Source organism: Pseudomonas sp. SDO5532_S415 (genome assembly GCF_054071155.1).
The window spans coordinates 33,200-48,767 of record NZ_JBSVWS010000011.1; the positions used below are offsets into that span (position 1 = coordinate 33,200).

The 15,568-nt window shown below is 60.8% G+C and carries 5 protein-coding genes and 2 pseudogenes; 5 read left to right on the top strand and 2 right to left on the bottom strand.

The genetic code is table 11. From position 1 onward, the window contains the following. Positions 1-27 precede the first annotated feature (27 nt). Together ACW9HW_RS05810 and ACW9HW_RS05815 are read left to right on the top strand one after the other, a co-directional pair. The gene (locus tag ACW9HW_RS05810) at positions 28-2,064 is read left to right on the top strand and encodes an LTA synthase family protein (RefSeq protein WP_457398878.1); all 2,037 of its coding nucleotides are present in this window, start codon (positions 28-30) and stop codon (positions 2,062-2,064) included. 160 nt (positions 2,065-2,224) lie between these two features. Further along, positions 2,225-3,937 carry a cation:proton antiporter gene (locus tag ACW9HW_RS05815; RefSeq protein ID WP_457398880.1) on the top strand — a complete coding sequence of 571 codons (1,713 nt, stop codon included), beginning with the start codon at positions 2,225-2,227 and terminating at the stop codon, positions 3,935-3,937. Positions 3,938-4,211: 274 nt separating this feature from the next. Here ACW9HW_RS05815 and ACW9HW_RS05820 read toward each other — a convergent pair whose 3' ends face one another. Together ACW9HW_RS05820 and ACW9HW_RS05825 are read right to left on the bottom strand one after the other, a co-directional pair. Continuing rightward, positions 4,212-4,856, bottom strand: coding sequence for a response regulator transcription factor (locus ACW9HW_RS05820; protein ID WP_170948658.1), 645 nt, complete (start codon positions 4,854-4,856; stop codon positions 4,212-4,214). A 55-nt stretch (positions 4,857-4,911) separates the two neighbouring features. After that, positions 4,912-10,387 (bottom strand): annotated as a pseudogene (locus ACW9HW_RS05825) (trifunctional serine/threonine-protein kinase/ATP-binding protein/sensor histidine kinase). 284 nt (positions 10,388-10,671) lie between these two features. Here ACW9HW_RS05825 and ACW9HW_RS05830 point away from each other — a divergent pair. The 3 genes and pseudogenes from ACW9HW_RS05830 to ACW9HW_RS05840 all read left to right on the top strand — a co-directional run bounded on the left by ACW9HW_RS05830 (position 10,672) and on the right by ACW9HW_RS05840 (position 15,567). Next, a pseudogene (locus ACW9HW_RS05830) lies at positions 10,672-11,063 on the top strand (response regulator transcription factor). Positions 11,064-11,152: 89 nt separating this feature from the next. Further along, positions 11,153-12,373, top strand: a complete 1,221-nt coding sequence (locus ACW9HW_RS05835; protein ID WP_457398882.1) for an efflux RND transporter periplasmic adaptor subunit — start codon at positions 11,153-11,155, stop codon at positions 12,371-12,373. Then, positions 12,370-15,567, top strand: a complete 3,198-nt coding sequence (locus ACW9HW_RS05840; protein WP_457398884.1) for an efflux RND transporter permease subunit — start codon at positions 12,370-12,372, stop codon at positions 15,565-15,567. The genes ACW9HW_RS05835 and ACW9HW_RS05840 overlap by 4 nt, the downstream gene beginning before the upstream one ends. Position 15,568 lies beyond the last annotated feature (1 nt).

Sequence of the window (15,568 nt, forward strand, 5' to 3'; positions counted from 1 at the left end):
CGACAATTTTTTAACAGGGGTACATGGATGCGTTGGCTGCAATCGAGACGTTTGCATTACTGGCTAGGCGCAACAGCGATTGCGTTCGTGCTGTTTGCGTTACTGCGGGTAGTGTTCTTTTTCGGCTTTTCCGGTTTCGACGCCGGCGCGTTGAGCGCAGAAGATGCCGTTCTGGAAACCCTGGGCATCGGCTTTCGCTTCGATCTGCGCCTGGCCATCCTGGTCATGCTGCCACTGGCGTTGCTGGCCTGGATTCCGCGCTGGAATCTGGTGAGTAGCCGCCTGCTTCGCCGATTGGGACGCGTGTATGTGTCGGCCGCCATCGGCGCCCTGCTCCTGATCTATATCGTCGATTTTGGCCATTACGCCTATCTGGGTGTAAGGATCAACGCCACCGTCCTGCGCTTCATCGAAGACGCGCAAATATCCCGTGACATGGTCTGGCAGACCTACCCGGTCATCTGGATTTCTCTGGGCTGGCTGGCGACGGTCGCACTGGTGACGCTGGTCCTGGTGCGCCTGGAACGCCTGACGCTGGACCGCGCCCGCAAAGCCATCCACCCGCTCTCCGTCACCTGGGGCAGCACGCTGATGGTCGTGTTGGTGCTGCTGGGTATCCTGGGGCGCGTCGAGAACATGAACCTTGAAAACCCGGTGCCATTGCGCTGGAGCGATGCGTTCTTCTCCGGCAATAACCAGGTCGCGGCACTGGGCCTGAACCCGGTGATTTTCTTCTACGACACGGTCAAGGTCGGCCAGTCGCGCTATGACGAAGCGCAGGTGCGTGAGCACTATGCCGTGATCTCCAAATACCTGGGGGTCGACCAGCCCGACCCGCAAACCCTGAATTTCGTCCGTCACCAGGCGCCACAGCCCTACAAGGTATCGGGCACACGGGCGCCGAACGTGATGTTTGTGATGCTTGAATCGCTGGGCACCAGTGCCGTCGGGGCCTATGGCAACCCGCTCAATCCGACGCCCAATATCGACCGCCTGGCCACGCAGAGCTGGTTCTTCGAGCACTTCTATGTGCCGGTCACCGGCACCGCGAAAACCGTTTGGGCCAGCATCAGCGGGGTTCCGGACGTCACCCGCCAGGAAACCGCGACGCGTAATCCGTTGATCACCAAGCAACACACACTGATCAATGCGTTCACCGATTACGAGAAAATCTACACCATCGGCGGCAACTCCGGTTGGGCCAACATGAACGCCTTGATCCGTCAAAGCATCGACGGGGTCCGCTTGTACGAAGAGCGGGACTGGCAAGCCCCGGTGGTGGATGTCTGGGGAATTTCGGATCTGGATCTATTCAAGGAAACCGACAAGATCCTGCAAGCCCTGCCCAAGGACAAACCGTTCTTTGTCTATGTGCAGACGGCCGGCAACCATCGTCCCTTCACAATTCCCAAGACCAATGACGGATTCGAGGTCAAGCACCCTACCCTGGCTGAAGTCCAGGCCGCGGGATCGCGCAGTGTCGAGCAGTACAACGCTGTGCGCCTGCTGGACTTCAACATCGGACGCCTGATGGAAATTGCCAAGGAAGGTGGTTGGTACGACAACACCATTTTCGTGCTGTTTGGCGACCATAACACCCGTATCGCCCAGATCCCTTTCCTGGCACCGGCTTATGAACAACTGGGCCTGGAAAGCAACGCGGTGCCGATGATCATCCACGCACCGGGCCTGCTCGGCACGCGGACCGTCAAGGAAGCCGTCGGCCTGGTGGACTTGCTGCCGACCGTGGCCGGCATGGCCGGCGTTGAGTTTCGCAACAGCGGCCTGGGACGTGATATCCAGCAACCTGCGCCCGAGGGTGAGCGCGTAGTGCCATTGGTGCTGCGTGAAGGCACCTTCCCGTTGATTGCGGGCGTCACCCAGCACTACATGGTGCAGATGGAGCACGACGGCAGCTCGCCGACACTGCACGACCTGGCCTCGCCGACACCGCTGGACAACGTGGCCCAGCAAAACCCTGAAGAGTTCAAGCGCCTGGTTGAACTGACCCGGGGCATGCATGAAACGTCGAGATTGATGCTGTACCAGAACGTACGCAAGTAACCCTGTCGGGGCCGGACGACCGTACCGGCCCCGATTGCTCGCCCCCTCAGCTTTTGCAATTCGTATCTCTACCCTCCCCCGAACTAAAGCCCATCGGTCGCGCCTCCCGTGCGCAAGCTACAATTGCTCACCTGCACACTAGAGCCGTCACGGAGCGACCATGTTCGCCAGCCTGTTGGTCATCTTCACCTCATCCCTGGTCGTCATTGCCCTGTTCCATCGCTTGCGCTTGCCGCCGGTGCTGGGCTATCTGTGCGTGGGGCTGATGGTCGGACCGATGGCCTTCGACTGGGTAAAAGACAGCGATGCGTTGCCCCTGATTGCCGAAATGGGCGTGGTGTTTCTGCTGTTTTCCCTGGGGCTGGAATTTTCACTGTCGAAGATGATTGCGCTGCGCCGGGTGGTGTTCGGCTTGGGCACCTTGCAAGTGGTGGTATCCGGGGCAGTGTTGGGCGCCTTGTTGATGCTGGCAGGCGTGCCTACGGCGGCGGCGTTTTTACTCGGTGGTGGCCTGGCCCTTTCCTCTACCGCCATTGTCAGCAAGGAACTGGGGAGTCTCGGCGAAATTTTCAGCAGCCATGGCCAGAACGCTATCGGTGTGCTGTTGTTCCAGGACGTCGTGGCCGTGTTACTGCTGACGCTGGTCCCGGTCTTCGCCGGCACCAGCGATCAAGCCTGGTACTGGGCGCTTCCCCTGACGCTGGGTAAAACGTTGGTGCTGTTCGCAGGGCTGTCCCTGCTCAGTCGCTGGGTGTTGCCCCATTTGTTTCATGAGGTGGCGGCCTCGCGTTCCGCCGAACTGTTCGTATTGCTGGCACTGGTAATCGTGCTGCTGACTGCGGGGCTGACACACCTGATCGGTCTCTCCCCTGCCCTTGGCGCCTTTCTCGCCGGCATGTTGCTGGGGGAAAGCCATTACCGGCATCAGATCGAGGCCGATATTCGCCCGTTTCGCGACATCCTGCTGGGCGTGTTCTTCGTCAGTATCGGCATGTTGATCGACTTGCGCCTGTTTGCCAGCCACGGCGTGCTGATCCTCGGACTGACCCTGGGGCTGTTGCTGATCAAGGCCAGCGTGGTCGCACTGTTGGTCAAGTGGCGTGGCAGTGACAATGAAACCGCCTGGCGCAGCGGCCTGGCCCTGGCGCAGGGCGGCGAGTTCTGTTTTGCATTGATGACGCAGATGCAGCAGAACAATCTGATGCCGGCGGATCTTGGCGGATTGTTGCTCGCCGCGACCTTCTGCTCGATGCTGGTCACACCGTCGCTGCTGCGCATGGCCCCTCGCATCGCCGCACACTTGCACCGCAAGCCCAACGAAGAAGCCAGACTTGAGGAAATCAGTGCGCTCAACGCGCAGGCAAAAAAGCATGTGGTGATTTGTGGTTATGGTCGCGTCGGGCAATCCATCGGGCGATTCCTGCGCAACGCCCAGCAGACTTACGTCGCGCTGGACAGCGACCCGGTGAGGGTCCAGGAAGCGGCAGTCGCGGAAAGTACCGTGCACTACGGTGATTCACAGCGTGCAGACCTGCTGTCCGCCGTCGGGCTGGAGCGTGCCAGCCTGCTGGTCATCGCCGTCGACAATACCGGCACCGCCCTGCAAATCCTGCTGGCGGCACGCCGAATCAACCCGAGCGTACCTATCCTGGTACGCACACGGGACGATGATCAGGGGCCGGAGTTGAAAGCAGCCGGCGCCAGCGAGGTAGTGCCCGAACTCATGGAATCCAGCTTGATGCTTGCCTCGCATGCGCTGATTCTGCTCGGTTTTCCTCAACAGGAGGTGCAGGAGCGGGTCGACAGGATCCGCAGTGACCGCTATCAACTGCTGCACGGTTTTTATCCCGGCGCCGAGGATGAGGAGTCCTGATTCCGGTCACGCCTCAAAAACTGTGGGAGCGAGCCTGCTCGCGAAAGCGATGTGTCTGACGATATCTCTGCTGAATGTGCCGCCCTCTTCGCGGGCAAGCCACGCTCCCACCGAGGATCAAAAACTGTGGGAGCGAGCCTGCTCGCGAAAGCGGTGTGTCTGACGATATCTCTGCTGAATGTGCCAGTATCTTCGCGAACTGGCTCTCTCCCACAAGGGGTTTACAACGGCCGCAAGTTTGGTGCCATCGAAGATCAGAAACCTGTAACCCCGCTCAACCCTTGTGCCCTACCCCCAGCGCCTCTGCCATTCGAACCAGGTCAGCAAAGGTCTTGGCGTGCATTTTTTTCATGGCATGGGCGCGGTGAATTTTCACGGTGATTTCGCTGATGCTCATCTGTCCGGCAATCTGCTTGTTCATCAGGCCTTTGACGGCAAGCGCCATCACCTCTCGTTCACGAACGGTCAGTGATTGGTAATGGTCGTGCAAGTCTGCAAGCTGTCGCTCGACTTCCCGGCGCTTGATATCCGTGGCAAGCGCGGCGGACACCGCGTCCAGAAGATCCTGTTCACGGAACGGCTTGGCCAGGAAGTCCACGGCACCGGCTTTCATCGCCTTGACGGACATCTCGATGTCCCCGTGGCCGGTAATGATGATGATTGGAATATGGGTGTTCGACTCAACCAACTGCCGTTGGAAGTCCAGGCCGCTGTTACCCTGAAGCCGTACGTCCAGCACCAGGCAACTGGCGCCCTCGGTCTTCGGTTGCCGGACAAATTCCGCGGTGGAGGCGAACGTCTCGACGTTGATGCCCGCAGAGCGCAACAGGTTGCTCAACGCTTCGCGAATGGAGACATCGTCATCCACCACGAACACCATGGAACCCTTGCTTTGCAGCTCATTGACCGGAGCGTTCATGCACAAGCCTCTGCGGTAATTATCGGAAAAAAAAGAGTAGCACAGCGCCCGGTCCCTAAATGGAGACCGGCGACGCAACGGGCAGCGTGAATTGCACGGTGGCCCCGCAGGGTCGGTTGGCGCTTGCCCACAACCGCCCTCCATGGGCCTCGATGATCGAGCGACAGATCGACAACCCCATTCCCAGGCCAGTGGGCTTGGTGGTGTAGAAAGACCTGAACACCTGATCGACGTTTTCCGCAGGGAACCCCGGCCCCGTATCGCTGACGCTGACGATTAGCCCGCCCGCATCGTCCAGCACCGCGCCGATATGCAACTGTCGCTCGGCCTGGCGGATACTGCCCATCGCCTCCAGTGCGTTCATGATCAGGTTGAGCAGCACCTGTTGCAGCTCTACACGATCGCCTTCGACCAGCGGCAAAGCTTCGGTGAGTTGTGTCTGCAACGAGGTACCGCTCTTTATGATCTGGCCACGGGTGAACTCGATCATTTCGCCGATCGCGGCATTGATGTTCACCGGTTCCTTCTGCGGCGGCGCCTTGCGGATATGCCCACGGATCCGTCCCAGCACGTCCGCCGCCCGATTGGCATCCACGATAAGTCGGCCAAGTACATGGCGGACCTCGTCGAGCTCCGGCGGCTGGATGTTCAGCCAGCGTTGCGCGGCATTGGCGTTGAGGATGGTCGCGGCAATCGGCTGGTTGACTTCGTGAGCGATCGACGCCACCAGCTGCCCCATGGTCGCGACACGGTTGGCGTGGGCCAGTTCTGTCTGCACCTCGCGATAGCGGCGCTCGCTTTCGCGAATTTTTTCTTCCGCCTGCTTGCGGTCGGTCAGGTCCAGCACGAAGGCGACCCCCTCCTTGCTGCTGGCTTCGAACATTGCCAAACCGAGAATGACCGGCAAGCGGCTGCCATCTTTTTTGAAGTATGCCTTCTCGAAGGGTTGGGCATGGCCGGTTCGCACCGCTTCCAACATCGAGCGCTCGCTGAGCTCGCGGAACTCCGGCACCGTCAAATCCCTCCAGCGCAGGCGGCCCGAGACGACATCCTCCTGCGTGTAACCCAGCATGCGCAGAAAGGCATCATTGGCCTCGATAATGTCACCCTCGGCATTCCAGACAACGATCCCGATGATGTTGGCATCCACCAGGCGCCGGATCTTCGCCTCGCGCTCAGCGACCTCGCGGTACAAACGGGCATTCTCCAGTGAAATGGCCGCCTGTGACGCCACCAGCTTGAGCACGGCGATACGGGCCGGGCTGAACACACAGGCAGTCAGATTGTTTTCCAGGTAGAGCGCGCCGACGAGCTTGGCCTGGTTCATCAACGGCAGGCAGAGAATGGAACGGGCGCGATGCTGACGGATGTAAGGATCCGCGGCAAACGAAGCCTCGGTCATGGCATCGTCAAGCACAAGACTCTCTTGGGTACGCAGGACCTGATAGAGAACGGACTCCGGCAACAGCGCCATGCTGACCGGCGCATCGCGCAACTGCGTAGCGTTGTCGCCGGTGGTCACTTGCGCCGCTATCCGCTGCTCGCCACCGTCCGACAGAATCAGCAGGCCGCGTTCGGCACCGGCCTGTTCAATGGCCGTGCACATGACCATATCGATCAGCTTTTCCAGGACGATTTCACCCGAGACGGCCTGGGATACCTTGAGTACGGTGGCAAGATCCAGGTGTTCGACCGTGGTGGCCATGGTGGTCGTCGGGCCGAGCCCGAGCGCTTCGGTCCTCAACGATGGGCACTTGGCATCAAGCTGCCGCACCTTGCCATCGGCGCCCCAGGTAGCCGTAACGGGCGTCCTGCAAATAGACCCGGGCAATCTTCCCCAGGCCGCGCGCCGCGTAGAAGCGAGATGCACATTCGTTGGCGAGCGCTTCGATATGGACAAAGCCACTCTCCTGCGCCAGGTGGATGGCTTGCTCATAAAGCAACTCGGCATCGACCACACGTCCTTCGACGCGGGCGATTTCGGCGCCGACCAGCGCGGCCCGGCTGGCAAAATTCTCCGGGCACTGTTGCGCCCAGGTCTGGAGCTGGCGGTAACCGCGCTCCATGGCGACCCGTTGCTGCGCATGTTCTTCGACCGGGACTTCGTCGCACCAGGCCGCCCGGGCCAGCGCGTCATAGAAGTAAAATTCGGCTTCCTCGAAGAACGACTGGCAAACCCAGAGTAACCCCTGCGCCTTGGCAGCGGCGGACATGGCCGCGGCTGGATCATCGGCCATGTAGCGGGCCTGCAGTTTGCGGACCCAGTACAAACATTCAGCCAGTACCAGGTCCGGACTGCTGGACAGGTGGGCTTCGGTCTCGGGCTCGTTTTGCTCGCCGTCGTCGAGGCGTCCGAAGGTGGGCGTCAAGCCACGGAGCATCCGGATCAGCGTCAATTGCGTGAGGATAAAATCAACCACCAGGCCGAATCGCACTTTGCGGGCGTAAGCCAGGCCCTGTTCGGCTTCGCCTTGTACATCCGGCAACGGCTCGCCGGCGAACAGCAGATCGGCGGTGAGGTTGTTGCCGGCATAGGCGCCGTAAGGCAGATCGCCGATCCGGTTCGCCGCTGCAAAAGAACGCCGCAGCAAGTCCCGGCATTGCCCCACCGGCTTCATCCAGCGCACGGCAAAACAGGAGAAGCAAAGATAGGTGCTGGCCTCGAAACGTGTCAGACCGCGTCGATCAACGAGGTCGCAACCCAGCTGGCCGAAGCGGAAACCGGCCTGGTAGTCACCGAACCGCCGGCCGGCGACCCGGAACACATTCGCGTACAGCACGCAGGAGGCATCGCAGTTGCCCCACTCCAGGCTCAGGCTGACCGCCTTGCAAATCGACAGGCACGAAAGGTTCGTGTCCGTCTGCAAGGCCGGCGCGAAGAGTTTGCCCAGCGCATTGACGGTCATGAGGGCCGTGGCGTCCTCCATCAAGGGCAGATCAATCAGATCCTCGATGGCCCGGTCCCCCAACAACCGCCCGATCTGCTCATACTCGCGACGCACTTCATCGTCGCCGGGATGTGCCGACCACTCGATCCCCACATGCCGCAGGTAATCGAGACAGACAGCGACCGCGCCATCGCTGCGATCCAGGAGCAGATAGACGTCCATTTGCAGACAAGCAACGCTGGCGCGTTCGACCACCGTCATTACGCGAAGCGCCAGGGCAGTCAAGCGCTTGTCCGCGAGAGACAACTGTCCGGTCAGGAGTTCGCACTCGGCCCGGTTCAACTCAAGTGCGAAGTACAACCCATGCTGGCGCACTCGACAGTCGTCGCTCAACAGCCCGGCGCCCGTGGTCAGATAGTTGAGCGCCGATGCATAGGCTGTTGACGCCTTGGCACGCTGGCCGGCCATCAGGTTGAACCCGGCCAGTTGCTCGCGCTCGCTTTGCTCGACAAGCAGCGCGGCACCGCGATTGAGCTGGCCGACGATGTCAAAGATCGCCTCTTCCAGACCTTGCGTCGGCGTCTGCACTGCAAGAAGCCGCCCGATGCGCAGGTGGGCTTGGGCGCGTGATTCCTTGGGGATCAGTGAATACGCGGCCTCATGGATACGATCATGGACAAAACCGTAGGCGCCTTCCAGTTGTTCGACCAATTCCTGGCGAATCGCCTCCCACAACACCGTGCGCAACTGTGCCATGGGCATGCCTGTCACGGTCGAGAGCGCGATAGTGGTGGAGACGTTTCCCAGGCACGCCAGTTGTTGCAACACCTGCTGCGTTTCGGCCGGCAACCGGGCCAGTTTGTCGACCATCAGGTCCACCACATTGTCGGTGTAGCCCTTGGCATGAATGCGATCCGGGTACCAGCACCACCGACCGGCGTCATGATCGAACGTCAGCAGCTGCTCCTCGGCGAGCGCTTGCAGAAACTGGATGACGAAGAACGGATTGCCGGCGGTTTTGTCCAGCACCAGTTGCGCCAGGGGTTCGACGCGCGTTAGCTGATCATGCAGCGCCTCGGCGATCAGCTGTTCAATGTGCACCTTGGCGAGTGGCGCCAGGGTGATCTCATCCACCCTGCCCCCCGCATTGCGGATGGCCTGAAGCTTGCCCGTCAGCGGGTGCGTCGCATCCACCTCGTTACTGCGGTAAGCCCCCACCAGCATCAGGTAGCGCATATCCGGGCTGGTCAACAGGTCCTCAAGCAGGTCCAGCGTTGCCGCGTCGAGCCATTGCAGATCGTCGAGAAACAGTGCGAGCGGATGTTCAGCCCGGGCAAATACGCCGATAAAGCGCCGGAACACCAGAAGGAAACGGCGTTGCGCCTGTTGCGGATCAAGCGCCGGAACCGGTGACGGCTCGCCGATGATGAGCTTCAGTTCGGGAATGAGGTCGGTCATGAGTCGCGCATTGGCGTCCAGTGCCGTTTGCAAGGCCTCGCGCCAGTTCGCCAGCTCCGTATCGTTCTTGCCCAGCAGCGCTCGCACCAGGCTTTGAAAGGCCTGTACCAGCGTCGAATAGGGAATGTCGCGCCGGTACTGATCAAATTTGCCGGCGGCGAAAATGCCCCGCGGCGGTACCAGTACCTTGTGCAGCTCATTGACTACCGACGACTTGCCAATACCTGAATAGCCCGTGACCAACACCAGCTCCGGCACTCCGTTCTTGACGATTCGGCCGAACGCGGAAACCAGGGTCTCGACCTCCTGCTCGCGCCCGTAGAGTTTCTCGGGAATCATCAGCCGGTCGAACGTGCCGTGGTCACTCAAGGTGAAGGGCTGGATCTGGCGCATCTGCTGCCAGTCAGCCAGGCACCTGCGCAGATCATGTTCAACCGCCGCAGCCGTCTGATAGCGCTCCTCGGCGGTTTTGGCGAGCAACTTCATGACAATGCCGGACAGCCCTTCGGGAACGCTTTCGACCCGCAAGCTCGGCGACAGCGGTTTTTTTGCGATATGGCAATGCACCCACTCCATGGGGTCGGTGGCGGTAAAGGGCAGTGATCCGGTCAGCATCTGGTAAAGCGTGACACCGAAGGAATAGAGGTCGCTGCGCGAATCGATCGAACGATTCATCCTGCCGGTCTGCTCGGGTGCCATATAGGCGAGCGTGCCAGCGATGGTCTCGGGCATCTGCCGCTCGCGGGGCAGCCGCGAGGCGAGGCCGAATCCGGTGAGTCGGGCATGTCCGTCGTTGCAATTGACCAGGATATGGCTGGGCTTGATGTCTTTATGGACAAGCCCACGCTGGTGAAGCTTGCCCAGTGCCACGGCAATACTGATGCCGTGGTGCAAAAAGGTCGTCGTTTCCATGGGGGCGTGCAACAACTGCACGAGCGGTTCGCCACCGGGGTCTTCGAGCACCAATTGCAGCTGCCCGTTGTCACGCACCAGCTCAAGTGGCCGTACCGCCCAACTGCGATCCAGCTCGTCCTTGAGCGCAAACTCATGAGAAAGGCGGGCAAGACAGGCCGGTAGTGGTTGTTCGGCGACGGGTCGAGTCACCAGAACGGGAGGGTTGCCACCTGCACCCGAGCGTAATTCCCGCCAGAAGATGCGCTCACCGTCGTCCCATGAAATCTGCATGCTGTTATCCCGATGATCGTTGTTTTCGACGGAATCCGGAGCGGGATAGATTAGCTATCTTATGGCAACCTTTCACGGTCAGCTCATCAAGGCTCGAGTGGCGGGTAGTCGGAACCCGCAAATGACCTGAAAAAACACAAGCGCCCTGCTCATGCGCAAGATGTCATGGAACGGCTGTGGCGACATCATCACTTGGTCTTAGCAAGCTATACGTAGATATACTTTTCCACCTGCTGAGAGTGCGTATCTTGTAAAGACGAAGGGAGCTGTCACGAGCAAATCATATGACGCAAAACACTCAGCTGCGCAGTGCGACAATCATTGCGATTGTCGATGATGACGATTCCGTTCGCAGTGCCCTGGAAAGCCTGATTCGGTCCAGTGGCTATAAAACCAGAACCTATTGCAGCGCACTGAAGTTTCTCGACGCGAACGCCCTGGCTGAACCCATTGCCTGATTTCCGATATCCAGATGCCGGGCATGAGCGGCGTAGAGATGCATGAACAGCTCGTTGCAAGGGGCATCCACATTCCCACCCTATTCATCACGGCCTACCCTGACGCGGCACCTCCCATCGGTGCCGACGACCCCGGGCTGATTGCCTGCCTGCCTAAACCCTGCGACGCCGACAGGCTTCTGCACTGCATCGAAACGGCCCTCCTCCAGCAACACTGAGAGTTTTTCAATCCAGAACCGCCCATGACCACTGGTTTCTGAAGCAATGCTAGCTACGCTTCCTTGATCGACCTTCATGGAGAACGGGCATGGGCGGCGTCGCATATTCCAGCGGTAACGGCTTACCCATTGCCTGTCTGCTGGGAGTTTTCGTCCTGTTGGCCGGCTGTGGCAAAGAACCGGTGTCCCCGGCGCGCAAGCCTCCCGACGTCACCGTGATGACGGTCACCGCCCGCGATACCCCGGTGACTTTCGAGTTCGTCGCCCAGACCCAGAGTTCCCGCGAAGTGGAAATCCGTGCCCGCGTCGCCGGCTTCCTGGATCGACGGCTGTACACTGAAGGCGATTTGGTGAAAGCCGGGCAAACGCTGTTCCAGATGGACCGCAAACCCTTCGAGGCCGCGCTGCTGTCGGCCCAGGGACAACTGGCGCAGCAGCAGGCGCGCTGGGAAGTCGCCAAGGCGGCGCTGGCCCGGGTCCGTCCACTGGCGGCACAGAACGCGGTCAGCAAGATGGACCTGGACAATTCCGTCGGTGAAGAGAGGGAAACCCGCGCCGCCGTACTGGCCGCAGAGGGAGTGGTACGCACCGCACAGCTGAATCTCAGCTACACCACCATCACCTCCCCGCTCACCGGCCTTTCCAGCTATGCGAAAAAACAGGATGGCAGTTACGTAACACCGGGTGAGTCGGGCCTGCTGACCTCGGTGTCACAGATGGACCCGATGTACGTCAACTTCAGCCTCTCGGAAAACGAAACACTGAAATACCGCGACGAGATCAGCGCCGGGCGACTCAAATTCCCGGCCAGCAGCGATTTTGAAGTCGAAGTGGTGTTGGCCGATGGCACCGTGGTGCCTGATCGCGGCAAGGTGAATTTTCTCGCGCCATCGTTCAGCCAGGAAACCGGTACCTTTCTGGTTCGGGCGGTGCTGGCCAATCCGAAAGGACTGCTGCGTCCCGGTCAGTTCGTCAGGGCGCTGGCCAAGGGCGCTACCCGGCCCAATGCCATTCTGGTGCCGCAGAAAGCCGTGCTCGAGGGGGCCAGGAGCCATTTCGTCTGGGTACTCGATGCCGAGGGCAAGCCCGAACAACGGGTGGTCGAAGTGGGTGAATGGCAAGGCGATAACTGGTTCATCAGCAAGGGCTTGCGCGCCGGTGAGCGCATCGTGGTCGATGGCGCGATCAGGGTCACACCCGGAGGGCCGTTGAATATCGTCGACGCGGCCGGCACCACTGCGCCACCCGCCGCCGAAGGCGAAACGGTGAAAGCCGGTACGAAAGGTGCGACCGGCGGAAAAGCGCCATGAGCATCTCCCACTATTGCATCGACCGGCCGATCTTCGCCTCGGTGATTTCCATCATCATCACCCTGGCCGGCGCTGTGGCCATGCTCCAGCTGCCTGTCGCCCAATACCCGGACATCACGCCACCGCAGATCACCGTCGCGGCCACCTACCCCGGTGCCGATGCGCAGGTGGTGGCCAATAACGTGGCCGCGCCGATCGAACAGCAGGTCAACGGCGCCGACAACATGATCTACATGAACTCGTCGAGCTCCGCGACGGGCAACATGACCCTCAACGTGTTCTTCGAGATCGGCACCGATCCTTCCCTGGCCCAGGTGGATGTGCAGAACCGGGTCAACCTGGCCCTGCCGCAACTGCCCTCCGCGGTGCAGAGCCAGGGCATTCAGGTGCAGAAGAAGTCGTCAGCCTTCATGATGGTCCTGGCGGTGTACTCCGCCGGCGACCGCTATGACAGCACCTACGTGGCGAACTACGCCAACCTCTACATCCTGGATGCGATCAAGCGCATCCCCGGTGCCAACCAGGCCAGTATTTTCGGCACCCCGGACTACGCCATGCGCATCTGGCTCAAGCCTGACCGCATGGCCCAACTGGGCATCACCGCCGCGGACGTGCAGAAAGCCGTGGCCAACCAGAACCAGCAGTTCGCGGTCGGCCGGGTCGGGCAATCCCCCACGGGACAAGCCGTGGAACAATCGTTCGCCGTGACCACCAAGGGGCGTCTGACCGAACCGGTGGAGTTCGAGAACATCATCTTGCGCGCCAGCAACGACGGGGCCGCCATCGTTCGCCTCCGGGATGTCGGGCGTGCCGAACTCGGGCAGAAAGACTACTCGCTGCGCAGCACCTACCAGGGCGGCCCGGCGACCTTGATTGCCGTGTATCAGCAACCCGGCGCCAACGCCCTCGACGTTTCCGCCGCCGTGACCAAAACACTGGCGGACATGAAGGCGACCTTTCCCGAAGGCATCGAATACAAGATCGTGATGGACACCACGGCCTTCACCCGTGCGTCGATTTCCGAGGTGATCCACACCTTCTTCGAAGCCCTGGTGCTGGTGGTCATCGTGGTCTACCTGTTCCTGCAGAGCCTGCGTGCCACCCTGATCCCGGTGCTGGCGGTACCGGTGTCCATCGTCGGTACGTTCATCGGCATGTCGGCGCTGGGATTTTCGGTGAACATGCTGACATTGTTCGGCATGGTGCTGGCCATCGGTATCGTGGTGGACGACGCGATCGTGGTGATCGAAAACGTCGAACGCAACATGCACGTGCACAAGATGAACCCCAAGGACGCGGCCAAGCGCGCGATGGACGAAGTGGCCGGGCCGGTGGTGGCCATCGTGCTGGTGCTGTGCGCGGTGTTCATCCCGGTGGCGTTCATGGGCGGTATCACCGGCCAGCTGTATAAACAGTTCGCGATCACCATTGCCATTTCCGTGGTGATCTCCGGCCTGGTGGCCCTGACCCTGTCGCCTGCCTTGGCCGCGTTGCTGCTCAAGCCTCAGCACGGCGACAAAAATGCCTTTTTTCGCTGGTTCGAACGCAGCTTCGAACGCATGACCGAGGGCTACTCCAACGCGGTGGCGTTCATGATCAAGCGCTTTGTGCTGGCACTGTTGCTGTTTGCCGGCATGATTGTGCTGATTGTATTGATGGGCCAGCGCATCCCCAGTGCCTTCCTGCCGCCGGAAGACCAGGGCTATTTGCTGGGGGCCATCATCATGCCCGATGCGGCGAGCCTGGATCGCACCGGCGAGGTCGGCAAGGTGGCCAGTGACTTCTTCATGAACGATCCGTCCGTCGAAGGCGTGGCCATCGTCAACGGTTACAGCCTGCTGGACGGCCAGAACAAGAACAACGCCGCCGCCTTCTTCGTCGGCTTCAAGGATTTCGAAGGGCGTTACAAGGACTCGGACACCATCAAGGAACAGAGCGCCCCGGCGGTCATCCAGAAAGCCGCCCATGCGTTTTCCACGGTTCAGGGCGGGATCATTCTGCCGGTCAACCCGCCGTCCATTCCCGGCCTGGGCACCACCGGCGGCATGGAGGTCTGGGTGCAGAGCAAGGGCGACGACAGCATCGACCAACTGGCGGAAATGGTCGGCAACCTTGTGGCCAAGGCCCGGCAGCGCCCGGAACTCGGCGCCATCACCTCCACCTTCAACGTGCACTCCCGGCAGCTGATGGTCGACGTGGACCGGGAAAAGGCCGAGACCCTGGGCGTGCCGGTGGAAGATGTCTACAGCGCCATGCAGACCATGTTCGGCTCGCTGTACGTTTCGCAATTCAACAAATTCAGCCGGTTGTGGCAGGTCATCCTGCAGGCCGAGCCGTCCTATCGCCTCAAGGCCGAGGACCTGCAACAGATCTACGTGCGCAGCAAAAACCTCGGCATGGTGCCGCTGAAGGCCGTGCTGACCACCCGCTACGTCACCGGGCCCGACTTGCTGACCCGTTTCAACAACTTCCCGGCGGTAAAACTCACGGCCAACGCGGCGCCCGGCTACAGTTCCGGCCAGGCACTGGCAGCCCTGGAGGAAATCAGCGCCGAGATCATGACCAATGACTATTCGCTGGCCTTGAGCGGTGAGGCGTTCGAGGAGAAAAAGAGCGGCGGCGCCTCGTCCCGGGTGTTCATCTTCGGCCTGGTGATGGTGTTCCTGATCCTCGCGGCGCAGTACGAAAAATGGTCCCTGCCCGTCGGCGTACTGCTGGCGGTACCGTTCGCGTTGTTCGGTGCGCTGCTGGCAGTGCTCATCCGGGGCTTGAGCAATGACGTGTATTTCCAGATCGGCCTGACCATGCTGGTGGCGCTGGCGGCGAAAAACGCCATCCTGATTTTCGAGTTCGCCGTATTGAACCGGGAAAACGGCATGTCGGCCTATGACGCGGCAATGACGGCGGCGAAGGAGCGTCTGCGGCCTATCGTGATGACGTCACTGGCGTTCATCCTCGGCTGTGTACCGCTGGCCATTGCCGTCGGCGCGTCGGAGAACAGCCGCCACTCCATCGGTACCGGGGTGATCGGCGGGATGTTGGCGGCGACCGTGATCGCGATCTTCTTCATTCCCTTGTTCTACTACCTGGTGGAGCGGATGTTCGCGAAAAAGGACGAACCCCAGACATCCGCTCAAACGCCGTCTGCGCAGCTCCCCGACGGCGCGGCGCAGAACCGGCATGAGGGGGACTGAG